The 22,091-nt window shown below is 69.0% G+C and carries 26 protein-coding genes and 2 tRNA genes; 7 read left to right on the forward strand and 21 right to left on the reverse strand.

Annotation, left to right across the window (positions count from 1 at the left end):
• Positions 1-88: 88 nt before the first annotated feature.
• Positions 89-565, reverse strand: a complete 477-nt coding sequence (locus ACWGKU_RS20415) for a hypothetical protein (RefSeq protein WP_452177162.1) — start codon at positions 563-565, stop codon at positions 89-91.
• Between the two features lie 116 nt (positions 566-681).
• On the reverse strand, positions 682-1,125 hold the full coding sequence (locus ACWGKU_RS20420) for a hypothetical protein (protein WP_452177163.1): 444 nt from the start codon (positions 1,123-1,125) through the stop codon (positions 682-684).
• Between the two features lie 284 nt (positions 1,126-1,409).
• On the opposite strand from ACWGKU_RS20420, the gene ACWGKU_RS20425 reads away from it, so the two are divergent.
• Positions 1,410-2,588, forward strand: coding sequence for a cytochrome P450 (locus ACWGKU_RS20425; RefSeq protein WP_452177164.1), 1,179 nt, complete (start codon positions 1,410-1,412; stop codon positions 2,586-2,588).
• A 71-nt stretch (positions 2,589-2,659) separates the two neighbouring features.
• Here the strand turns inward: ACWGKU_RS20425 and ACWGKU_RS20430 are convergent, their stop codons facing one another.
• The 13 genes from ACWGKU_RS20430 to ACWGKU_RS20490 form a co-directional block, all read right to left on the reverse strand.
• On the reverse strand, positions 2,660-3,235 hold the full coding sequence (locus ACWGKU_RS20430) for a hypothetical protein (protein ID WP_452177165.1): 576 nt from the start codon (positions 3,233-3,235) through the stop codon (positions 2,660-2,662).
• Positions 3,236-3,432: 197 nt separating this feature from the next.
• Positions 3,433-4,029, reverse strand: coding sequence for a hypothetical protein (locus tag ACWGKU_RS20435; RefSeq protein WP_452177166.1), 597 nt, complete (start codon positions 4,027-4,029; stop codon positions 3,433-3,435).
• A gap of 128 nt (positions 4,030-4,157) precedes the next feature.
• Entirely contained in the window at positions 4,158-4,853 is a 696-nt protein-coding gene (locus ACWGKU_RS20440) for a hypothetical protein (RefSeq protein WP_452177167.1), read from the reverse strand.
• A 69-nt stretch (positions 4,854-4,922) separates the two neighbouring features.
• Positions 4,923-6,335 (reverse strand): methyltransferase domain-containing protein, encoded by a 1,413-nt coding sequence (locus ACWGKU_RS20445; RefSeq protein ID WP_452177168.1) that lies wholly within the window; start codon positions 6,333-6,335, stop codon positions 4,923-4,925.
• Positions 6,328-6,993 carry a ParB N-terminal domain-containing protein gene (locus ACWGKU_RS20450; protein ID WP_452177169.1) on the reverse strand — a complete coding sequence of 222 codons (666 nt, stop codon included), beginning with the start codon at positions 6,991-6,993 and terminating at the stop codon, positions 6,328-6,330. Before ACWGKU_RS20450 ends, ACWGKU_RS20445 begins: the two co-directional genes overlap by 8 nt.
• A 105-nt stretch (positions 6,994-7,098) precedes the next feature.
• Positions 7,099-7,536 (reverse strand): hypothetical protein, encoded by a 438-nt coding sequence (locus ACWGKU_RS20455; protein WP_452177170.1) that lies wholly within the window; start codon positions 7,534-7,536, stop codon positions 7,099-7,101.
• A gap of 96 nt (positions 7,537-7,632) precedes the next feature.
• Entirely contained in the window at positions 7,633-8,817 is a 1,185-nt protein-coding gene (locus tag ACWGKU_RS20460; RefSeq protein ID WP_452177171.1) for a hypothetical protein, read from the reverse strand.
• Positions 8,818-9,218: 401 nt separating this feature from the next.
• The gene (locus tag ACWGKU_RS20465) at positions 9,219-9,485 is read right to left on the reverse strand and encodes a hypothetical protein (protein ID WP_452177172.1); all 267 of its coding nucleotides are present in this window, start codon (positions 9,483-9,485) and stop codon (positions 9,219-9,221) included.
• Positions 9,482-9,718: a hypothetical protein gene (locus ACWGKU_RS20470; protein WP_452177173.1), complete on the reverse strand. Its 237-nt coding sequence runs from the start codon at positions 9,716-9,718 to the stop codon at positions 9,482-9,484. The genes ACWGKU_RS20465 and ACWGKU_RS20470 overlap by 4 nt, the downstream gene beginning before the upstream one ends.
• Positions 9,715-9,957 carry a hypothetical protein gene (locus ACWGKU_RS20475; RefSeq protein WP_452177174.1) on the reverse strand — a complete coding sequence of 81 codons (243 nt, stop codon included), beginning with the start codon at positions 9,955-9,957 and terminating at the stop codon, positions 9,715-9,717. The genes ACWGKU_RS20470 and ACWGKU_RS20475 overlap by 4 nt, the downstream gene beginning before the upstream one ends.
• Entirely contained in the window at positions 9,954-10,076 is a 123-nt protein-coding gene (locus ACWGKU_RS20480) for a hypothetical protein (RefSeq protein ID WP_452177175.1), read from the reverse strand. Before ACWGKU_RS20480 ends, ACWGKU_RS20475 begins: the two co-directional genes overlap by 4 nt.
• The gene (locus ACWGKU_RS20485) at positions 10,073-10,333 is read right to left on the reverse strand and encodes a hypothetical protein (RefSeq protein ID WP_452177176.1); all 261 of its coding nucleotides are present in this window, start codon (positions 10,331-10,333) and stop codon (positions 10,073-10,075) included. The genes ACWGKU_RS20480 and ACWGKU_RS20485 overlap by 4 nt, the downstream gene beginning before the upstream one ends.
• Positions 10,334-11,085: 752 nt before the next feature.
• Entirely contained in the window at positions 11,086-12,201 is a 1,116-nt protein-coding gene (locus tag ACWGKU_RS20490) for a ParB/RepB/Spo0J family partition protein (protein ID WP_452177177.1), read from the reverse strand.
• An 844-nt stretch (positions 12,202-13,045) separates the two neighbouring features.
• On the opposite strand from ACWGKU_RS20490, the gene ACWGKU_RS20495 reads away from it, so the two are divergent.
• Together ACWGKU_RS20495 and ACWGKU_RS20500 are read left to right on the forward strand one after the other, a co-directional pair.
• Complete coding sequence (locus tag ACWGKU_RS20495; protein WP_452177178.1) at positions 13,046-13,342, forward strand: hypothetical protein; 297 nt, start codon at positions 13,046-13,048, stop codon at positions 13,340-13,342.
• Between the two features lie 60 nt (positions 13,343-13,402).
• On the forward strand, positions 13,403-14,179 hold the full coding sequence (locus tag ACWGKU_RS20500) for a hypothetical protein (protein ID WP_452177179.1): 777 nt from the start codon (positions 13,403-13,405) through the stop codon (positions 14,177-14,179).
• 20 nt (positions 14,180-14,199) lie between these two features.
• On the opposite strand, the gene ACWGKU_RS20505 is transcribed toward ACWGKU_RS20500, so the two are convergent.
• Together ACWGKU_RS20505 and ACWGKU_RS20510 are read right to left on the reverse strand one after the other, a co-directional pair.
• A complete protein-coding gene (locus tag ACWGKU_RS20505) occupies positions 14,200-15,213 on the reverse strand; it encodes a recombinase family protein (protein WP_452177180.1) in 1,014 nt (337 codons plus the stop codon).
• Between the two features lie 57 nt (positions 15,214-15,270).
• On the reverse strand, positions 15,271-15,525 hold the full coding sequence (locus ACWGKU_RS20510) for a DNA-binding protein (RefSeq protein WP_452177181.1): 255 nt from the start codon (positions 15,523-15,525) through the stop codon (positions 15,271-15,273).
• A gap of 285 nt (positions 15,526-15,810) precedes the next feature.
• On the opposite strand from ACWGKU_RS20510, the gene ACWGKU_RS20515 reads away from it, so the two are divergent.
• Entirely contained in the window at positions 15,811-17,478 is a 1,668-nt protein-coding gene (locus ACWGKU_RS20515; RefSeq protein WP_452177182.1) for a tyrosine-type recombinase/integrase, read from the forward strand.
• A 159-nt stretch (positions 17,479-17,637) separates the two neighbouring features.
• Here the strand turns inward: ACWGKU_RS20515 and ACWGKU_RS20520 are convergent, their stop codons facing one another.
• The 3 genes from ACWGKU_RS20520 to ACWGKU_RS20530 all read right to left on the reverse strand — a co-directional run bounded on the left by ACWGKU_RS20520 (position 17,638) and on the right by ACWGKU_RS20530 (position 19,307).
• Positions 17,638-18,051 carry a PIN domain-containing protein gene (locus ACWGKU_RS20520; RefSeq protein WP_452177183.1) on the reverse strand — a complete coding sequence of 138 codons (414 nt, stop codon included), beginning with the start codon at positions 18,049-18,051 and terminating at the stop codon, positions 17,638-17,640.
• Complete coding sequence (locus tag ACWGKU_RS20525) at positions 18,048-18,650, reverse strand: hypothetical protein (RefSeq protein ID WP_452177184.1); 603 nt, start codon at positions 18,648-18,650, stop codon at positions 18,048-18,050. The genes ACWGKU_RS20520 and ACWGKU_RS20525 overlap by 4 nt, the downstream gene beginning before the upstream one ends.
• A 583-nt stretch (positions 18,651-19,233) precedes the next feature.
• Positions 19,234-19,307, reverse strand: a tRNA-Ile gene (locus ACWGKU_RS20530).
• A 188-nt stretch (positions 19,308-19,495) separates the two neighbouring features.
• On the opposite strand from ACWGKU_RS20530, the gene ACWGKU_RS20535 reads away from it, so the two are divergent.
• Positions 19,496-20,353 (forward strand): trypsin-like serine peptidase, encoded by an 858-nt coding sequence (locus tag ACWGKU_RS20535; RefSeq protein ID WP_452177185.1) that lies wholly within the window; start codon positions 19,496-19,498, stop codon positions 20,351-20,353.
• 118 nt (positions 20,354-20,471) lie between these two features.
• The gene (locus ACWGKU_RS20540; RefSeq protein ID WP_401051115.1) at positions 20,472-21,218 is read left to right on the forward strand and encodes a trypsin-like serine peptidase; all 747 of its coding nucleotides are present in this window, start codon (positions 20,472-20,474) and stop codon (positions 21,216-21,218) included.
• A 167-nt stretch (positions 21,219-21,385) separates the two neighbouring features.
• On the opposite strand, the gene ACWGKU_RS20545 is transcribed toward ACWGKU_RS20540, so the two are convergent.
• A tRNA-Asn gene (locus ACWGKU_RS20545) sits at positions 21,386-21,458 on the reverse strand.
• Between the two features lie 229 nt (positions 21,459-21,687).
• On the opposite strand from ACWGKU_RS20545, the gene ACWGKU_RS20550 reads away from it, so the two are divergent.
• A complete protein-coding gene (locus tag ACWGKU_RS20550) occupies positions 21,688-21,993 on the forward strand; it encodes a hypothetical protein (protein WP_380347968.1) in 306 nt (101 codons plus the stop codon).
• Positions 21,994-22,091: the final 98 nt, after the last annotated feature.

The raw sequence follows: 22,091 nt of genomic DNA on the forward strand, positions 1-22,091 counted from the left end.
GCAGGAGTACGGCCCGGGCGCGCGAGGGCTGACCGGACTGGCCGTGAACCGCGTTGCCGCACTCGGGGATACCAATGGCCGGTCTCTGTCACAGGCGGGTGAGCAGTACGGCCGACCCGAGGAGTGCTGTGGCGTGGAGGGCCTGATCAGCGAGGTACGGCCCGGAGATGCCGCCTGACTGCAGGGTGGCGAACTTCGGCGAGCCGGTGCGTTCCAAGATGGCGCGGACGATCCATCGGCGGTCCAGGATCGCGTGGGTGAAGGCGGACCAGCCGATTGCCATGGTGGCGCCGAGCCCTGTCGCGGGCAGCGGTACAACGAGGCCGACAAGCCAGTACACCCCTACGACGACGGCGTGGTACTGGCCGACGTGCGCCAGACACGCTCCCCAGCCGCGCCTGGGGCTGGCTCCGGCGTCGATCTGCTCACGGGTCGGTGCGGCCTTGTGAGCGGCCTGGTGATCGCTCTGGCCCAACACGTGGTCGGCCAGGGTGTGGGCGACGCTCAGGACCGCCCACACGGCGCCGAGGGTCGCGAGCTGGAGCATCTGGTGGTTCTCCCTCAAGGGGGCTCCTCTTTCGGTTCGGCGGGCAATCGGCCCGGTTCTCGGGAACGCGGGAAGGGGGCCGGCACCGGAGTGCTGGCCCCCTTCTTCGTGGGGTGTTGCTGCGGGATGGCCCGCTACTTGCTGGTCTTGCCCTTGCCGTCCTTCTTCGGCTTCGTCTTCTCGGACTTCTGCCGCTTCGGGACGCCGTCCCAACTCTTGTTGGCTTCGAGGAGCTGCGCCCAGCTGTCGCGGAGCGCCTGTCCTGGGGGTTCTTGATCCCCGAAGAGCAGGCCGCGGGTCTGGAACCGGGCGTCTTGCGTGAGCAGGTCCAACATCCCCGGGGGAATGGGGATCTTCCGTGGCTCGCGAGGCCGGGCGAGGGTGCGGCTGATGGTGCTCTGGTCGAGGTTGAGCAGCGGTGCGGCTGCGGTCTGGCCGACCAGGTCGACGACGCCCTTCATCGCGTCCGCACGGTCGGATGCGGCGGAGTCGAGTACCGCCTTGACCGCTTGCCACACAGCATCTGCTTGTTCGAACTTGGCGAGCGCGGCTCCGAGTTCATCGTGTTCCTGGCCCATGAACCCCATTATGTATCCCATACATAGGTCGTCCAAGGGGCGAGACCCCAGGCCTATGACAGGAGTGCGGCCGACGGACTCGCCACCGATCAGGGCGAAGCATGTCGCACGCTCATAGCACCCAAGGCACCAGGAACGCCGGGAAATCACCCGAATCCCGTCGACCAGGCGACGTTCGCCCGACTTGACCGCATATACGGCTTCAGCCCGGAATCATGAGGCCTACGGACTAGGCGGGCCCGGTCGTTCGGGGCCGCCATCCCAGCAGCAGAACAGGAGAGATCGTGTCCTCCGACCTCGCCGTCCCCCTGCACCGGATCGCTTCCCCCGTCCCCGGGCCGCCTCGGCTCACGCAGCTGCCGGACGGCACGCCCGTGTGGCTCGTGACCCGGTACCACGACGTGCGCCAGGTCCTCACCGACTCCCGCTTCGGCCGCTCGCCGCTCCACGTGCCGGACGCCGCCCCGGTCTCCGAGGGCCCCAGCCTGTTGGACAGCCGCGACGCCATCGGCCAGCAGGACGGCGATTCGCACCTGCGCCTGCGGCGCGCCATCGGCCGCGCCTTCACCCCGCGCGCGATCGCCCGGCTGCGCCCGTGGGTGGCCTCGGTCATCGACGGCCTGCTCGACGAGCTGGCCGAACACGGCCCGCCCGCCGACCTCGTCGCCGACTTCGCCCTGCCGCTGCCCTGCGCCGTCATCCACCGGCTCCTCGCCATCGATGACGTGCCCATCCAGCAGGTCCTCTACTGGGCCCAGCATGCCTTCGCCGACATCGACGCGACGGCAGAGCCGGGCGGCCACGCCCGGGACGAGCTGAACGCCTTCACCGCCGAGCTGATCCTCAAGCGACGACGCGCACCCGGCGACGACGTGGTCAGCTCCATCGTCCAGGCCTCCGACCTCGAAGGCGGCATCCCCCAAGCCCAGCTCGTCAACCTGATCGCCACCATGGTCGTCGGCGGCCACGACACCACCATGACCGTGATCAGCAACGCTCTGCTCTACCTGCTGACCGAGCAGCGGCACACCTGGGCCCGGCTCGGCGCCGACGAGGACGCCGCCGCGCTCCTCACGGAGCAGGTGCTCCACCGGATCCCCATCGGCGATCGGGTGGAACGCGGCCGCGTTCTCGTGGCCGTCGAAGACGTCGACCTCGGCGGCGTGACGGTTCGGGCCGGGGAACTCGTCACCGCGGACCGTGTGGCCGCCAACCGCGACCCCGAGGCGTTTCCCGGCGACCCCGACGACCTGTTCACTCCTCTGCCGAACCCGTCCCTGTCCTTCGGTGCGGGTCGGCACTACTGCCTGGGGACGTGGCTTGCCCGGGCCGAACTCCACCTCGCCCTTCACCACCTCGCCCGGCGCCTGCCCTCGCTGCGCCTGACCGTCGGCGTCGACGACGTCCGCTGGCGGCGCGGCACGGTCACCCGCAGCCCGCTCCACCTGCCCGCGACCTGGTGACAGGCCAGCGCCGAGGCCCCCGCTGAAGTTCGGGAGGCACCACCGGCTGCCCAGAGCGCCGCGGGCCTGGCCTAGTCTTCAAGGTCATCGAAGCTCAGTTGAACACCGGCTGGCGGCTGGCACTCTTCGCAGGTGCATGCGAAGAAGAATGGCTTCCTCCAGCGATCGGATAGCTTTACCCCTCCGGGGAGACGGATCGTCAACCGCCCCTTCATCTCTTCAGGTCCGGACCAGTCTCCATGGCAGGAGGGATAGTCGGCGGTTACCTCTCGTCGTTCAAAGCCCGCAAGCTCGATCGGGAAGTCGCCTTCAACCGGGCGAAGGTCGGTACGCTTATGGAAATACCAGGGAAGGCGTCGGAACAGGAGCAGCTTCAGCGTGCGTGGCCTTTCGTCGAACCTCACTTGCCACTCTGCCCCTTCGATTCGCAGGGGTGCTTCACCGCGATTGTGTAGCGTCACAAGAAAGCGCACACCAACGTCCTCAAGGACTCCATAGCGATTGGTGAACGTTGGCTCGACCTTGACCTTGAACCACAGAGAGGGTCGCTTCCTCCGATAAGTGGCGTGCGAGACAGCCAGATTGAAGGCGGCCGCCAGAGCACTGCCACCGGCGATGACGCGGGCAACGTTGTCAGGGTCGGACACTGGTTGACCTCCGTTTTGGCCAGAGGTCGAGGAACTACCCCAGCTCAACCCTTGGGACACCAGATTTGAGGAGCCCAAGAGCATTGCATTGAGATGCCGCGTCGATATGTGCGCACCATCAGCGATCGGCCGGACAACCTATGAGCGGAGCCCTTCCCGAAGGGGCCCGCCAGCCTCGGTCGGCGGGCCCACGACTGTTACCCGACGGTGGAGGCGGCGAGTTCGTCGATGCGGTCGGCGATCGGCTCGCTCCAGCCGTCCGGAAGCGCACCGGAATCGGAGCCGTGGACGCCGAGGTAGGCCCGGCGGTGGGCAGGTGGCAGGTCGTTCTGAGCTCCGAGCAGGTCGAGGAGGTGCCCGCGCGGGGCGTGGGCTGTGGTGTGGGCCGTTCCGGCTGCACGGAGGATGGCGCGCAGCCTGCGGGCAGCAGCGCCGCCGCAGTTGAGGTGGGGAAGGACCAGCAGGTCTCTGGGCTGGAGGCCGGGGCGGGCGGCTTCGACGGCGGCGCCGACGATGCGCGGGAGGGCGATGGTCCTGAGCGCCGTCCTGCCTTCGACGGTGAGGTAGTGGCGGTCGCCTCTGGTGGTGATGTCGGATCCGATCAGTTCGTCCATCTCCGCGAGGCGAAGCCCGGTGTAGAGGCTGAGCTTGATCAGGAGGTCGTCGCCCGGCGCGGTGGCGTTGGCAAGGATGGCCGGGACCTCGCCCGGCGTGATGGTTGCGCGCTCACGGGTGCGGTGTCGGCGCTCTCGGGCTTCTCGGTGGGCGGCCGGGGCTTCGGCGGCGGTGAACATCGGCAGGTCTTTCGGGTACGTCGGTGGTAGGCACGGGTGGCGGTGGGGCCACGGTACGGCGGGGCACAGACAGTGCACCCGGGGCAGCCCGTGGGGCGGGCTACCCCGGGTGGGGCCGGCGGGCCGGGCTACCGGTCCGCCCGGTGGGGGTGTTCTGCGATCGAGTCGGTGGGCCTCTGGGCGTCCAGGGGCTGCTGGAGTTCGCCGAGTTGCGGTTGGTGTACGGCGGGGCCGAGCTGCTGGTGCTGGTCGACCTGGCGGGCAGGCCACGCGCCGGTGCTGCCGGCGCCCTCGCCTCTGGCCTTCACGGTGCGGGGTGGCCGCGGGAGGAGTTCGCCCTGCCCGTTGCCGGGCCGCAGGGTGGTGACGCGGGGCCGGTCGCCGTGGACGTTGGGGACGCCTCTGTCGTGGAGGTAGTGGGCGAACTGCCAGTTGCGGCAGGTTCGGAAGGTGTGGTCGCGGGCGTGGGGGTCGTCGGCAGGGATATCGGCGTCGGTAAAGGGGATGGGCCGGACGTCGTCGAGGTGCACGATGAGGTCGTGCACCGCGAGGTCCTGGGTGTGGCCGGGTGCGAGTTCGAGGGCGAGGTGAGGGTTGTCCTCCCACCTGTAGGGGCTGGAGGTGACGCCGCACAGGTACCAGGCGAGGGCGTGGGGGAACTCGTCGAGTTCGACGGTGACCTCGCGGGTGGTCTCGTCGATGTGCCGGCTGTAGCGGCCATGGAGGGCAACCGCGCAGTGGCGGCTGAGGTCGATGCCGGTGACGTACTTGAGCCACAGGTACCGGTACTTGCGCTCCCCTACCAGGAGGGTGATGGACGGCAACTCGGTGGTCCTATCTGTGAGTTGAAGAAACCTTGCTGTTTATATTTTATACTCACAGGGGTTGGTTGCCTAACCGCCGTCACGCTCCCGACAGGCCCGCATCAGGGCCTCCACCAGCGGCCGGTGCCGATTGTGCCGGTACGAGCCGGGGTACTCCATGTTGAACTCCAGCTCCAGCGCCACCCGCCTCTCCTCCTCCGGCAACACCTTCGGCCTGCGGCACACCGCATATATGTTGCTGCCGTTCGGGTTGCCGCGGATCTCGACCTCATCGAAGTAGCGGCCCATCAACGCTCGGAGGGAGTCCGGGTCGTGGAACCGCTGCATCGTCCACACGCCAGCGCGGAAGCTGGCGGTGAAGCCGTTCTCGTCCAGGAACTCGATGCTGCGCCGGTACCGGCCGTTGTTGCGGGCCTTCTTGCCCCCGACCCTGCGCGCCACGGAGCCGAGCGACCTGGTCCCGGTGTAGAAGGTGCCGTCCTTGGCGAGCAGCGAACTGCACGTGGCGACCACGGCGTTCTCGAACTCCACGCTGGTGACCGAGTTGAGCACCGAGTCCAGTACGACGACGTCGTACAGGCCGTTCGCGGGGATGTCCCGCTGAAGGTCGCGGATGTGGCTGACGGTGGCGGCCACGTCCAGGGCGTTCTGCTTGCCGGCGGCCTTGACGTGCGGCTCGTACCAGTGGGCGTCCCAGCCCTGGGCCTTGATCCTCTGGATGTACGCCAGTTCCCCGGCGCCGAAGTCCATGACGCGCTGGCCGGGGCGCAGCGCGGGCAGGACGTGCTGCTTGTACGTCGTGCTCTGGTTGGAGTCGCCCTCGTCGCCACCCAGGCGGTGCATCTGGCACCAGTGCTGGTTGTAGGCGCGGATGCCGAGCTGGGTGTAGTCGTACACGCCGTAGTCGCCGTCCAGCCACACCGCGAGCTCGTCGGCTTCCTGCACGGACAGCCGGTAGCACAGCAGCGGCAGCTTCAGGTCGGCCACCACCACCGCGTAGTCGTTGTTGAGGATGACCCTGCCGGCCGAATCGGCAACGACGGAGCCCCAGGTGCCGTAGCGGGTGACCAGTCGGCGGATCTCCGCCTGGATCGCGGGGTTGGAGCGGGACACCGCGGTGACGTCCTCGGGCCGGATCCACTCCCAGCCGTGCGCGTCCGGCCCGACCTCGGGCACCCGCACCTTGGAGCCGTCCGTCTCGATCGAGTTGTGGAGCAGGTTGAACTGCACTTCGTCCTGGGTGGAGACGTGGCCGTCGAGGAGGATCGCCGGCGCGTGCGTCTGGCCGATCGCCTTCAGGGACTTGGTGCGCTGGTGGCCTGCCACGAGGATGCCGTTGCCGTTGACGATCACCGGCTTCACGCAGCCGAACAGCTTCAGGGACTGCTGGAGACGGCCGAACGCCTCCTCCGACAGGCGGCGCGGGTTGTAGGGGGCCGGCTTGAGCCCGTCGATCGCGTAGGCCTCTACGAACTCAGGCACCTGCGGCCTCCAGCTGCGCCTCGTGCTGGTCGAGGAGGTAGTGCGCGAAGCCGGTGTCCGTCCCCCGCGAGGTGTAGAACGCGTCGTGGACGTTGTTCAGCCGCTCGACCTCGTCCTTGGTGATCTGCACGCGGGTGGTGCCCCACTGGACGAAGCCCCACTGGAGGTGCTCGTCGGCGGTCTTGTCGCCTTCGCGGTCGGTGGTCTCGGCGGCGAGCTGGGACGGCAGCTCGATGCCGTCGAGGAGGTCGTCCACGGCATCCTGGTCGTAGCCGGTACCGTCCAGGTCGGGGAGGGAGCCGAGGATGTCGGCCAGCAGCTCGGTGTCGTAGCCGGCCAAGTCGCTGGTGCGGTTGTCGACGATGACGATCTTCGCCGCCGCGTCGTCGTCGACGTCGACCCAGGAGACGGCGATCTGCTCCCAGCCTCGCTCGCGGGCAGCGTCCCAGGTGTGGTTGCCGGCCAGGATCTCGTTGGGGCGGCCCGTGAACGAGCCCCTGTTCACGACGATGGGCTTGAACTGGCCGTGGACCCGCAGCGACTCGGCAACCGCCAAGACGTCGCCGCGCCGCGGGTTTCGGTGGTACCGGGTCAGGTCACCGATCGGGACGGCGAGAGGCAGCAGGGAGTCAACGATCCGGTCGATCGGTGCAGGCACGAGCTGGTCCTTCGTAGGCCGAATCCCCGCGCCCTACGCCGCAACAGCCTAGACGGTCGGCCCGGAGCCCCGTCGTCCGGCTGGCAGTGAGCTGCGACCAGGAGCTCAGGCCGCGGCCTCTCCGAGCCCCCCGTTCTCCTCCTGGTCGCCCCGACGATGCTTGGAGCGGTAGGTGTGCCCCTCGGGGAGATCCTCCCCCTTCTCTTCCTTGTACGCCGACCTTCGCTCCTCGCTGGCGTTCTGACCTGCGGGGAGCTTCACCACCGTCGCATCTACATCGTGCCCGGCAGGGCCCTTGCGTTTCGACTGACCAGCGTCTTCGAGACCAGGGGACGGCTCGCTGTCCTCGATGTCCGGCGTCTCAGCGTCCGGCGTCGGGGGAAGCGAGGCGACGGCGATGGAGGCAAGGACCGCGAGACCGATGACGCCGCCGACCGCGAGGATCGTGCCCCCGTGCTTCTGGAACAGGTTCTTCGCCTTCTCGGCGAAGGAGGCGGGCTCGCCGTCCTCGGGGTTGGGCTCGCTGGGCCTGGAGTCGTTCACTCGTATAGATCTATCGGACCCGCCTCCCGTCTGTCAGACGATCCTCGACATCGCTATCAAGGGCAGTGGAGCAGCGGTACGAGAAGGCGTCAGCCGTCAAACCCTCACGGCAGGATTTGTCTTGAGGCCGCGAAGCCAGTTGATCGCGGCTGCACGGCTCACGGCCTCTGCTTGGTCGTGCAGCCGTCTCTCCTCCTGGGCGCGGGGGTTGGGACCGAGGCCGAACTCCTCTTCGTCGGCCAGCATGAGGGTGTTGCCATGGGCGATGAGGGAGCGCAGGCGGTACAGCTCATCGGCGCCGTCCCAGCTCCCGTGGACATAATCCTGGAGGAACGCCTTGAACTGCTTGCGCGCTCCGTTCGAAGTCGGGGTCGCGGCGGCCAGCACTTCGATCGACTGGACCAGCGCCTGGTAGCTCGCGGAGTGGCTGCGGTGACGGAGCAGACGGGCCTGGTGGTGCCAGAAGGCCGCGCGCAGGAACTCGCGCTGACCGGTCCGGGAGAGGGCCTGGAACCGGTCGATGTCGGCTCCGAGGGTGCCCGGGAGGACCAGTTCAGGGTCGAGGCTTCGCTCCCAGGGCATGGCCTCGTACAGATCATCGGCGACAGGCATGGCCGGGAGGTCTGCCTGTTCTGCGAGGTCTCCGCCCACGGCGTCGAAGCCTTTGATCAGATGGATCTGCTGCATGCAGACCGAATCGGGCTCAGCTTCGCGGATGGCCACCGCCGGGAGCACCCACGCGGTCCGGAGCGACGGTTCCGCGCGGTCCGTCAAGCCGGGGATGAGGAAGGTCAACAGCAGTTTGGTGTGACGGGCGGCCCGCTGGCGACGGTACGAGTCGAGCTGGTGCTCATTGGCGCCCTCGTAGGCGACCTCGCACAGCAGGGGATGGAGTTCCGACCACTCGTGGGCCTGCGGTGCTTGCGGCGGCGGCTGGCGAAGGACCAGCCGGTCGCCGTGCGCCCAGTAGCCGTGCGCTCGCTTCCCGGAGTAGAGGATGAAGCGAGCGACCTTGCGCACAGGTGGAGCCAGTAGCTCCTCCTGCACTCGCTGTTCGAGGTCGAGTACGACCTGGTCCGTCAGGCCGGGCTGGGGCAGGATGCGCCAGATCTTGCTGCCCGAGTACTCAAGGAGCAGGGCGCCGGGCGTCGCGTCGGGGTAGTACACCCGCTTGCTGTCGGCCGTGGAGGACGAGCCGAACTCGAACATCAGCAGCGTGGCCAGTTCCCCGTGGTCGACCTCGGCAAGGTGAAGCCGCTTCTCTATCTGTGCCTGGGTCATCACGGGCTACTCCACTGCCAGCTGCTGTCTGCGGCCACCGTAGTAGGACGACGCCAAGCCGGCACCGGGATTCTCTCGGTGACGATGGCCCCGGTACGCCAGGGCGCTCCCGTAGGTTGCGGTCAGCGGCTCCATCAAGGGGGCGCGGGCGGCGACACCGCACGCCCCGCATGGTGCGCCGAGTGCCCCCTGGACTGCAGGAGCAGGCGGTGCCAGCCTGATGATCGTCGGAGGGGTGAGCGGCCTCCGACGGGTCCGCCACCCGGCGGGGAGAGGCCTCCCCCGCTGGCCGTTACGCCGACGCCACGACGGCTACCGCTTGCCGTTCGCCTTGCCTTGGCGGACGAAGAAGGGGGCGTGGAAGTCGACTTCCACGCCCCCTTGCCGCGCTCGGTGCGGACCTACGCGGCGCGGCCGCCATCGATGACCTCCGCATAGAGGAGTTGCCGAGCCGCGGCAAGGTGCTCTGCTGTGGACGTAGAGCCGACCGCGCCGCCTCGGGCTTCGGCGAGCAGTGCGTCGGCGCGGTCGGCGAGGCCGAGGGCTGCGGCGTCGGCGCGGTAGCGTTCCAGGGCAACGGCGGTGTGGACAGTCTCCTGGAGTGTGTCGGCCCACCCCGAGGCGAGGAGCCCGAGCTGGAGGGTCGGCCGAGAGGTCGGAGTGGTCATTCGTCGCCTCGGTCGATATCCAGGGCCTGCTGTGGGGTGATCTCGCCCGAGCAGAGGCGGCGGACTATGTCCATGCGGTCGGTGAAGGCGGTGTGGCCGGCGGTGATGAGGTCGGCGGCGGCCTGGAGTCGGGCCTCGGCGTCTTCGGCGCGCTGCCACAGGCGGTCGAGTTCGGGGTCCGTGATGGTGCTGGCGTTGGCCCGCTGGCGCGTGGTGGCGGGATTGTCAGTCACTTCGGGCTCCGTTCCGCTGGTGGTTCGAGAAGACGGTAGCCGGTTCTGCGTGGCTGGCCGTTGGCCGCGGTGGCTGTCGGGTGGAGCGGGTTCAGGAGGATGTGGGGGCGGCGGGCCGGGCCGAGGGTTTCGACCTCGGCCCGGTTGCCGGTGACGGTGAGGCCGCGGATGCGGCGCTGTTCGTGGTCGGGGTGGCAGGCCTCGTACTCCTGTCCGGCGGCGACCTGGTGGGTGGTCATCGGTTGTTGCAGCGGCAGAGGCTGGAGATGGGGTCGCACCAGGAGTCGCAAGCCTTGCACCAGACGGCTCCGGGGCGGGGCGGGATGCGCTCGGGCTGGGTGTTCGAGTCGGTGGTCACTTCTTGTTCCTCTGCTGGTGGGAGTGGAGGGCTTGGAGGAGTTGGTCGCGGTGCCAGGCGGCTTGGGGGTCGGGCCAGCGGTTGCTGTGGCGGCGGGGCCGGGCTGCCGGCAGAGGTGGTGGGGCTGGTCTGTGCTGTTCGGCGCGCAGGGCGGACAGGGGCCCGTAGCGTTCTTGCATGAGCCGGGCGTAGGCCTCGGGGTCGGCGGCGCCGTGGGTGGTGTAGGTGTCGTGCACGGTGGTGTGCTCCTTGGGCATGCGCAGGCCCGCCCGACGGGGGGTCGGGCGGGCCTGGTCGTGACGTGCTTGCTGGCTGTCCTCTCGTGGCGTGCTCTTGGGAGCTGCCCGTTCCTGGCAGGTGGGGCGCGGGGGGAGTGCCGCCTGTCAGGACCGTGAGAGGGGTGTCACGGCGCATGTCGTAGGGGGTGGGTCCGGATGGGGCGTACCCACAGGTTCCGACGACATGCTGACAGTATCATCAAAGAGTCCCCATACAAGTCAGGGGGCTTGCGGAAGGCCTGTCTGCGGGCCTCAGCTCCTCTACGGTGCAGCCGTCGAACGGCGTCGTCCCGAAGTCGTCGCTGTTCGGGTCTCGACCGGGAGGGTCGAACAGGGCGTCCTGCTGGCCGGTGCCGTACCAGGCGGCGGGGGGCATCTGGAGCCAGTCGGGCTGGGGCATGTCCGTACCTTTCGTGCGCGGGTTGGTGCGAGTCATTTGTAGCGGGCGTGGCCCGTCCGCGCGGCATGGTCTGCGAGTTCCGGGGCGAGCTGAGGCAGCATGCCATCCAGTCGCGGGGTGGTAGCTCCGAGCCATGCGAGCGCCCGGTGGAGAGCGTGGCTCCCTTCGGCGATCCGTTCCAGGGCGGCTTGGACCTGCGGGTCGGTGGCGACGGCGAGCGCCACCGGGGTGTCGAGACGGGGAAGCATTGGGGGTCCTTGAGGCCTGCGGGGGGCGGGGCATTCTCGGTCCGTGACCGGCGGCCCCGGTGGGGCCGCCTGGATCGTCCGGGTCAGGCGGCCACGGGCATCGAGGTATCGGCGATGTCGGGCGCCGCGTCACGCTCGGCGTCGTGGGTGGTCTCGGCGGCGACGGCGGCGAGCATGGTGGCGAACTCGGCGTCGAGGTCGGCGCCGGCGTCCGGCTCCCCCTGCTCGGCGTCGCCGTCCTGGTCGGGCACTACAGTGAGGGTGGGGGCCGTGGCCGCGCTGGAGGCGACGATCTGGCGGGCGTCGGCGTGGGCCTTGGCCTGCCGCAGCTGGAACTTGGCGTCCTGGATGCTCTTGGCGGTGCGCTCCAGCTGCTCCAGGCGGGCGCCGATCTCGCCCTCCAAGGCCACGGCCAGTTCCTCAACGGGGGTCTTGGCGAGCTCTTCCAGGAGGCCGCGCACCTTCTCGATCTGGTCCAGCTTGTTGCAGGTGGCCTTCCGGGCGGCGCTTCGCAAGGTCCGCTGCTCCTCGGTCAGCTCCTCGACGTCGAACATGGACGGCTGGCGCTCCTGCTCGCGGACCTGGTGGGCGAAGTGCAGCAGCTCGTTCTCGTCCATCTTGCGGCCGTTCTCGCCCTCGCCCTTGGCCCACTTCTCGATGACGGCCTGCTGGTTCTTCGGCGTCAGCTCGGAGATGCGGTGGGCCGCGGCGAGGCCGATGTGACCGTGGGTCAGGTGGTGCTGGACGGCGGGGACGAGGTCGAGGAGCTGGATGCGGATCCTGACGAAGCGGGTGGTCTTGCCGAACGCCTTGGCGACGTCCGCGTCGGTGAGGGCACTGCCGTCGTCGTTGATGTCCTCGTCAAGGATGCGCTGGAAGGCGCGGCCCTCCTCCAGGGGGGTCATGTCGGCGCGGTTGACGTTCTCCGCGACGCTGCGCCGGAAGGCCTTGATGTCGCTGACGGTGTCGACGATCTCCGCCTTGATGGTGGTCTTGCCGACCTCTCCGTTGGCGCGGTAGCGGCGCTCGCCCATGACGATCTCGTAGCCGCCCTGGGGGCGCCGGCGGACCTCGATCGGCGCGAGGACGCCGAACTCCTCGATGGAGGAGCGGAGTTCGGCCATCTTCTCGTCGTCGAAGTACTCGCGCGGCTGGTTCGGGTTCGGGTGGATCTGGCTCATCTTGAGCATCTTCGCCATGGTGCAACTCCCATCAGGTTTCGAGGGACTGACCCCCTCTTCGTGTTTCTATTTTATACTCATTCAGAGTGGGGGTGCAATCTCGGCAGAAAGAAATCTGAAGCAACCTCAACCGAGCCTCAGGCGCGAAATGGCCTCGCCCCGGAACAGTGCGACCGTCAGGCGGAGGAATTGCCTTCGACGCCACCCCCGGTATCCGCCTCCGGCGGTTCGGAATCCCGAAGATCGATTCGCCCGCCCCCCGCGAGGAGGATGAGGGCATCGGCAGCGAACCCGCCAGAAATAGGGCTTTCACTCTCGGACTCGGCGACAAGTCCGGCCCGGCGTCGCTCCGCGAGTACGCGCAGCACACCCGCACAGCTGATCGCCACCAGAAAGTCCCCTCACGCCAGCACACCGGCCCGACAGCGAGCCTGCGCGGCCCGACCAGCGGTGCCGTTCACCGCAGACCATCAGACCGCTGACCTGGTCGAATGATGCGACCGACGGCCACAGCTTGCACCGAGATCAACAAAACTGTCAAAGGAAGATCCTTTGGATTCCCAACCCCGTCGGCATGTACGGTACCTGTTGCCGATCGCCAACAAGATATCGCTCATAGGCGAACAACAGGGGGACTCCGATGACCACGCCAGCCGATACGGCCGACGGGCTATGGAGCCTCGCAGGCAAGCTCAAGTACCTACGCGGAAGACTCACCAGGGAAGGCGACAAGCCCCCCACCACACGTGATCTTGCATCGCGCACAGCAGACGAGAACGGAAAGCCCTCACTGGATCACACGGTGATTCACGCCACGCTTTCCGGAACTAAGGTCAACCCCCCCTTGAAGACACTCATGGGATTGGCCGACGCATTCGACTGCCCGCCTCCGTACCTGATGCCGGGAGAGCACGACCTGACCTCGCTGGAGGTCTACTACGAGCACCCGGCAGCCCGCGAGGCCCTACGCCTGGTGGCCGAGCTCGGAGAGAGCGGAGCCGACGCGCTCCTTCAAGCCGCCCGCGCGCTGCGCGAAGCACGCGGCCTGGACACGGCCACCACCGACGCCGCGACCAAGACGCGCCGCCGCCGGCGCCTGTCGCGCGCCGAGGCCGCCGAGGCCAGCCGCCGGGAGACAGAGCTGTTCCTGAACTGCTAGGCCCCGCCCACTCCTGCTCAACCCGCCGCCGCCGCGGCAGCAACCGAAACGAGTTCCACCGTGCATATCGCAGCACTGCTGCTGGGCGCCGCCCTGGTCGCGCTATGCGTCACCGCCATCGTCGTGACCCGGATGACGCTGCGCCGCGGCGCCCGACCAGGCGGCAACACCCGCTCCCTGGCCCGCTGGAGTCGCGCCACCTCCGCAGGCGCCGGCCTGGTCGCCCTCCTCCTCACACTGCCCGGCATCTCAACCAGTCTCGATTCGGCTTTCGGCGTCGACAACCTCCACATGCTGCTGTCGCACATGTGCGGGATCGTTTCGCTCGTGGCGATCCGAGTCCTGCTGGTGGCCTGGACCATCCCCTCCGAGGCCCGGACGGCCGCGCTCAGGTACCGGTTCGGCGTTGCCGGGGTCGTCGCCGCAGCGGCCACCACCGTGTTCGCGGCGGCCAACAGCAACGCGCTGGAGTTCACCAACGCCTTCGCAGACGACGGGGGTGTGGGCGCCTACCTGCTGATTACGGATGCGTACTGGGCACTGATCGGGGCGTCCATCGCGCGGGACTGCACGCCTCTGGCTCTCGACAACATCCGGGCGGGCCACCGCTTTCGCGTCCTTGGCATGGGACAGGCGCTGATCGCCGTCGGCGGCGCGGCCTGCGCGGTGTGGGGCGCCACCGAAGGCGCGTTCGTCGCGGTCGCGCAGGCGGCGGGCGCCTCGTGGAGCACCGACCTTCAGGACGCGATCAGCCAGTCCAGCGCGGGCTTGTTCGCCCTGAGCCTGTTCTCCGGGATCGCGGTCTGCTCCACCCCACGCGCCGTCACCCGCCGGTGACCGGCGCCGGGGGGCGGCGGCTAGCCGGCGCGCCGGATGGGTGGCGGTGCCGGCCGGTCCCGCCACCACAGCACGACGCGGCCAGGCTTGAGCGTGCGCGCTCCCTGGCCGCCGGGGTGCACGTCGACCCGGTGGAGCATCAGCATCGCAAGACCGGCCTTGGCTTCCGAAGGCGCCGAGTTCCACCACTGGACGAGCTCGTGGATATCCCCGCTGACCGGGGTGGCGGCCGCCCGTTCCAGGATGCGGATCCGACGGCGCAAGGCCTTCTGCTGCTGGACACCGTCCTGGCGCGCCTTGGCTGCGCTCGCCGCGGTGATCTCGTGGCGCAGCACCATTCCGCCGAGGTTGTCGAGCCCCTGGCTGACCGTCTCCAGTTCCTTCTTGGCGACCGCGAGCTGCTTCTCCAGCTCGCCGCGCGCCTTCTCCAGCGCCTTCTGCGTGCCGGGTTCCAGCAGTCGGGCGACGATCTCCTCGCCGAGGTGGTCTTCCAGAAGCCGGGCGGAGATGCGGACCTTTCCGCAGTCTCCGGGGCGGTCGGCGCGGGGCCCGGCCGAGCAGCAGTAGCCCGGGTTGCCGGAGTTGGTGCGCAGACCCTGCTGGTTGGCGCCGCACAGGCCGCACACGACGAGGTCGTTGCTGCTGAAGGCGTAGTCGTAGTCGGGCTGGGGGTTGGCTTTCCGGTTGGTGTCGCGCTTCTCGTCCTCGGCCGCGTCCATGGCCTGGAGCTGGGCGAACTTGGCCGGGGTGACGGCACCTGGATGTCCGGCGTCGATGAGCCTGCCGCCCGGGCCGGGCTTGAGCCCGGCGATGGCCGGATTGCGGCACAGCCGGGCGAAGGTCTTGCCGGTGAACGCGGAGCCGAGCGTGCCGACGAAGCCGAGCGCGTTGAGGTGCGCGGCGGCGCTGGCGCGGGTACCCCCGTCAATTCGGTGCTCCACGGCCTCCCTCAGGGCCTGTGCCTCGTCCGCCACCAGGGCACTCTTGTCGGGGGTGAACCCGAAGAGCCTCGCCGCCACTGCGTCCCTTCCCATCCGGACACCCATTACATGATGGAGACCCTTGGAGGAGTCTCCATCACGTTGCGGGTATCAAGCTGCAACAAGGCCTTCGATCTGGAGATGCCTCCACAGCGATGCGGTGAGGACCCGCTTCGAGCCCCCGACGCTGATCATGTCCAGCGGGAAGACACCGTCGCGGATCGCCGCGTACGCCGTGTTGGGACCCACGCCCAGCGCCCTCGCCGCGGTCACCACGTTGATGGTGACCGGCAGGCTCCTCACCTGCTCCAGGGTCATGCCGCGCCCAGGCTCCGACTGCGTCTCACCGGTCTTGTCGATCTTCATTTCGAGTCGTCGCGTTTCTCCCCCGCGCCAACTACGCCCAGCCTACCCACTCCGGCAAAGACGGGTGCGGAAAGCGCCAGACGGTCAAGGATAGCGCCCCGCGCATGCCAGGCGACAGCCGCGGCGAAGCCCGACGACAGCCCGAGGCCGTCCGACAAAGCCCAAGAACAGAAGGGGTATTGCGTGTACACCTGATCAAGATCAAGGCAGAATAGAACACACATTCGAGTTGCGCTCCGTAGCCACTCAGTTAACGCCGTCAAGGTGAAAGGGGAAGGCTGGCCCATGTTCGAGGAGAGGACCTACAAGCGGTGCGGGTGCAAGGGCCCGCTGCACCACCGCCGCGGCAAGGACAAGGGCAAGCCCGTCCTGAACGACGACGGCACCCACAGGATCGGCGACCTCGGCACCGGCTGCCCCGACCTGGAGAAGAAGCGCAACCACGGCTCCTGGTACTACTTCCTCCTCATCGAGGACGACACCGGCACGGAGGCGATCCGCGTCCGCAAGGGAGGCTTCCGAACCCAGGACGACGCCGCCGAGGCATGCAAGGAGGTCTGGGACGACTACCAGGCCGGCCTGGACGTCGACGTGGAAGAGACGTTCGGCGCCTACCTGAACCGCTGGGCCGACAAGAAGACGGACGTCGCACTGTCCACGGTCGCCAAGTACCGCGAACACATCCGCCTGCACATCGCCCCCTACATCGGGCGCATCGACCGCAAGAAGATCCGCAAGAGGCACATCGAGCAGATGTTCGCGGCGATCCAGGACCGCAACGTCACCATCCAGGCCCACCGCGAGTACGTAGCCCTGCTCGCACAGGACTGCGAGAACAAGCGGCAAGCCTGGCGAGCTGCCTCCAGCAAGGAGGACCGGCAGATTCTGCGAGCGTCCTGGCACGAGGCCCGCGAACTCCTTGCCCTTGAGCGCAAGAAGATGCGCCGCGTCACCGACGTCCAGACCCAGTACCGCATCCGCGCCACGCTCTCCTCCGCCCTCGGCGACGCCGTGCGCGCCGAGGAGGTGAAGAAGAACTGGGCCGAGCTGGTCAAGCTGCCCAAGGCGAACCCGCCCAAGCCGATGCTGTGGACGCCCGGCCGTGTGCGCCGCTGGCGCGAGACCGGCGAGATACCCGGCAGGGTGATGGTCTGGACCCCTCAGCTCACCGGCGAGTTCCTCGACTTCGTCGTCAACGACGACCTGTTCGATCTGTGGCACTTCATGGCCCTGAGAGGCCCGCGCCGTGGTGAGGCCTGCGCCCTACCGTGGACGGAGGTCGACCTCGACGCCATGTCGGTCACGATCAGCCGTCAGATCGTCTCCATCGCCTACAAGTTGTTCGGCACAACTCCCAAGGCCGACTCCGAACGCATCCTCGACCTCGACAGCGAGTCAGCCCGCCTCTTCGAGAAGCGCGCCGTCCTCCAGGTCGAGCAGCGCGAGAAGGCAGGCCTGGCTTGGCAGAACACCGGCCTGGTCTTCACCCAGGAAGACGGCTCCGGCTACCACCCCGACTTCCTGACCCAACGGTTCAAGCGCCTCGTGGAACTCTCCGGCCTGCCACCGATCACCCTCCACGGCCTCCGCCACGGCGCGGCCTGCATCGCCCACGCCAGCGGATCGGACCCCAAGGAGATCTCCGAACAACTCGGCCACAGCACCATCAAGATCACAATGGACACCTACACCAACGTTCTCCCCGAGGCGAAGAGGCTCCGGGCCGAAGCCTCGCTCGCCATCGTCCCCCGCTCCGGCCGCCAGGCCCCCGTTGCTCCAGCAGGGCCCGCTCGCACCACGGCCACCCCGAGCGCCGAGCCCATCGACATACCGGCACAGGCCTCTCCGCCGGCTCCGGCCCCTGCTCCAGCGGCCCAGCCGCGCCCAGCCAGCGGCGGACGCCTCGCAGCCCTCAAGCGGCTCCGCGAGAAGAAGGTGACCGGCAGCGTGTAGAGAGGGCTAGCTCGCATTCGTCTGCGTGGCTGGCACACCACGTCAAGATCACCATCGTTGGGCGCCACTCTTAAACAGGTAGCTAGCCGCTGCCCAGCATCCCGCCTTCACAGCGGGGACCCCCGGCCACCATCGGCCGGGGGTTGCTGATGCCGACACTCAGGGCGCCGTGGTGTCCATCCGCTTCTGCGGCAACCCGCAGATCCGGTCCAGGGTGATGAAATCCTTGTCCACATGCAGGACCGCCATGCCCATGAGCCGAGCGTTCGCCGCAAGCAGTAGGTCCACCGGTGAGGCCGACTCATGGGCAGCAGAGTCGGTTAGCTTCAGCTGCAACAGCTCCGCCTCGTCATAAGCGTCCTTGTGCATCTCAACCGGCGGAAAGATCGTTTCAAGGTTCCTGAAGTACCGGTCCCGCTCGCCAGCGCGGCGCACAGCCTTACCCATCTCCAGCCGGGTGACTTGGCACATCCCCACAAGCCCTGAGTCGATCGGCCCGATCCACGCCGGATACAGCGACTTCTTGTGCAGATACCGAGCAGCAGCCGACGTGTCTACGAGGTACTGGATCATGCGGAGGACTCAGCCTCACTCCCGTGATGCCTCGGGATCACGCTCGCGGGACGCCAAGCCGCTGGGCGTACGTGCGCCGCAACCCGGCCCATACTCAGCGCCTGAAGAATGCTGCTCCTGAGCTCCGCTTCGCGCGTGAGACCCCGCACGGACCGGAGTGTCGGACTGTCCTCAGGCATGGGCAACTGCCGCAGATCAGAGATCACTCTTTCGACCTCACGTGCGATCAGAGACGTGTCCAGGAAACCACGGGGCGGAGCACAAAGTCGGGCCTCAGGCAGCACGTTCAACTTGCCCTGTGCAGCGCGACGCACGTTGCGAATGCGCTCGGCAAGGTCTACGGAGCCGTGCTCGTGGCCACCATCGTCCGGGTCCTCCTCGATGAGCGAGCCAAGGTCAACGTCGCCGTCCTCAAGCATCTTCGAGATGTCGTCGTAAGCGGCCTGAGCTCTCGATCGCGCTACGGCATCCGCTACCGCCGCCTTGATCGTCTCGGCTGGTGAAGAAGTCCCGAGCGCCTCGCCAGCCGCTTCCAGATCCGCATCATCGAGCTCGACCAAGAAGACCCCACCATCGATCTCAATCTTGATCACTGCCACGTCATCACCCCCTCCGTCTCTGATGAAGTCTCTGCCAGGACCAGTATCAGCCACAAGGCACAGTGGCGGCCCGCACCTCCCAGATTCGGGACCCAGGTCGGCCAACGACCACGCACCGGGGCGATCATGCCGTGTAGCGCAGCAGTCAGGGCGGCCGCGCGACCGGCCTAAGAGGAGGTGTCCTTTGCCGGGTCCAGCCCTGCCGCGCACTCTGCGTCACCTCGCTGCACAGCCCCTCCCCGTTCCTGCGTTCGATATTCCGCCACAGAGAATGCCGTGCCGACAGGCGCAACGTGGGTCTTTCCGAGGATTCGGGTTCATCTGGCACGCGGACCGATCCACCTGGAGGGGAGAGCCCTGACCCAGTTGGCGGGCTGCTCGCGAGCCAGGTCTGCCGGCGGTCTGGCGCGGGCTTCGAGGGACTGAAGCCCCCGGCCGTTCCCCACCTGTTCCCCAACCGGGGTGAATCTCGGCGTGCCAGACCCTTGCTGGCGGGAGCGTGCCCTACAGTCTGAGCTGAGAGCTCTGATGTTTCACCAGGTCAGAGTACCCTTTGGGCTGACGCCCAGTCTGTTGTTCGAGGTGGGGCGGGTGGGACTCGAACCCACGACCAAGGGATTATGAGTCCCCTGCTCTAACCGGCTGAGCTACCGCCCCGGTTCGCCGCACGCGCCGGTCGTCGGCACGGCAGCAGCAGACGGCCCCAGCGAGGCCGTCCCGGGCAGCATAGCCGGTCGATCACCCGTGGTGCGCGCCGGGGGCCAGCTGGGTGCGCGACGGTACGCGCCTCCCGGGCGGCGCAGCCCGGGTGGCGGCGGGGCACCCGTTCGGGGCAGCCTGGGCGGATGACGACTCGTGGGACGGGGGCGGCGGCCGCGACGCTCGCACTGGTGCTGGTCGCGGCCGGCTGCACCACCGCGGCGGGCCCGGGCGGGGGCACCCCCACCGTCACCTCGGCACCTCCCACCGCCTCCTCCGCCTCCGTCGACAGCCACGGCTGGAACCGGCAACGGCTCAGGGGAGCGGTCGGCCGGCACACCGGGGTCACCCGCACCGCCAAGCCCACCGTGCTCAACGGCCTGGTCGGCGCGGTGTTCACCCGCAACGCCGACGGCGACCACTTCTGCACCGCCAGTGTGGTCGACAGTGCCGGGCTCAACCTCGTCGTCACCGCCGCCCACTGCGTCTGGGACCCGAAGCTCGGGCGGCGCGGCGATCTGGTCTTCGTCCCCGGCTACCGCGACGGCGACACCCCCAGCGGCGTCTGGCCGCTGCTGACCGTCACCGTGGACGACGGCTGGAACGACCACGCCGACCCGGACATGGACGTCGCCTTCGCGGTCGTCCAGGCGCAGGACGGCCGCCAGGTCCAGCAGGTGCTCGGCGCCAACCGACTGGGCGTCAACCGCGGCTACCGGCTCCCGGTGAAGATCACCGGCTACCCGAGCAGCAGCGGCGTCCCGATCACCTGCTCCAACACCACCGACCGGCAGAGCCCCACCCAGCTGCGGATCGACTGCCCCGACTACACCGGCGGCACCAGCGGCAGCCCGTGGGTCACCGACTTCGACCCGGCCACCAGGACCGGCACCGTGGTCGGCGTGATCGGCGGCTACCAGGAGGGCGGCAACAGCCCGGACACCTCGTACAGCAGTTACTTCGGCGACCGCGTCCAGGCCCTGTACGACCGCGCCACCGGCTGATCCGCGGCGGACCCGACACGCGGTGGTGGCGCCGCCGGGCACGGCCTGGTAGATCTTCCTCACGAACGGCGGAACGCACGGCCCCGGTGCCCGCCCCGAGGAACGAGACGGAGCCCCGATGGCCTCCCGCCCGCCGCGGCCCCCGCGCACGGCACGAACGGCCGCGCTGGCCGCCCTGCTGCTGGCCGCCGGCACCGCGTGCGGCGGGCAGGACGGGGCGCCGACCGCCGAGGTCGCGCAGCAGAGCCCCGCCCGGGACCGGATCGGCACCCTCTCCATCCGCACCGCCCAGGGCCCGCGCGCCTGCACCGCGAGCGTGGTGCACAGCCCCCGGCGCAATCTGCTGGTCACCGCGGCGCACTGCGTGCAGACCCGCCGGATCGGCCTGCTGGACGGCCTGGTGTTCACCCCCGGCTACCGCAACGGGTCCACGCCGTACGGGACTTGGCCGGTACAGGCGATCACCGTCGACCCGCGCTGGGCGGCCGGCGACGACCCCGAGTACGACGTGGCCTTCGTCACGGTGGGCACGGTCGACGGCCGGCAGGTCGAGGACGCGGTCGGCGGCAATCCGATCGGCACCGGCCAGGGCTTCGGCCTGTCCGTCGCCGTCACCGGCTACCCGAACGAGAGCGACGAGCCGATCACCTGCGCGGCCCGGACCAGTTCGCAGAGCGCCACCCAGGAGCGCTTCGACTGCGGCGGCTACACCGACGGCACCAGCGGCAGCCCGTGGGTCGCCGCGAACGGCACGGTGATCGGCGTGATCGGCGGCTACCAGGAGGGCGGGGAAACCCCCGGCACCTCGTACAGCGTCACCTTCGACCAGCGGGTCGCCGACCTCTACCGGAAGGCGACCGCCTGACCCGGGAGCCGGCCGCGGGACCGGAACCGGGCGCACGGGCGGATCCGGGGGGAAGCCGGGCGGTGTCGCGTACGTCACGCCGCGGGACCGGGCGACGACAACACGAAGGCCCCCCGGTCGACCGAGGGGCCTTCGCTCTGAGCAGTCACCGGGCGGACCCGGTGCAGCTCCCGCAATTGGACTCGAACCAATAACCTGCCGATTAACAGTCGGCTGCTCTGCCAATTGAGCTATGGGGGATCGGCTCCCGCCTCGGCCCCCGGTGTCCCGGGCTCCTCGGCGCTCGCTGCGGGACATACATTAGCGCACTCGGGGGGGTGGTCCGCCAATCGCTTTCCCGGCTTGCCCCCGGGTTGCCGCCCGGCGTGCCCCGCGCGCGCCCGGCGACGGGGCCGGGGATGCTGGGGCGCGGACGGTTCGCCGTCCCGACGGACGGGTAGGGCAATGCGGCAGAAGCCGCCAGGAGAGGGTGGATCCGACCATGTGGAAGCTGTCGTTGGCCGCGGGTTTCGCGGCCGGCTACGTCCTCGGCTCGCGAGCCGGGCGCCGGCGCTACGAACAGATCGCCAGGGTCACCCGGCAGGTCGCCCGGAACCCCACGGTCCAGGGCGCGACCGACCGGGCCCGGCAGCAGGCCGGGGCGGTGGCCGGGAGGGCGGCCGGCGCGGTCGCGGACCGGGTCGGCGACCGGCTGCCGAACGCCGTCACCGACCGGGTGCCGTACTTCAACCGCTCCCGGGCGGAGGACGACGGCTGGGGCACCTTCCGCCCGTGACGGGCGGCGGCCGACCCGCCGGTGGCCCCCGTGCGCCACTGGTCCGGGCCGTGTGTCGCGCGACACACGGACCGGCGGCACCCCCCCCACATTGAAGG

The sequence above is a fragment of the Kitasatospora sp. NPDC054768 genome, assembly GCF_053612025.1.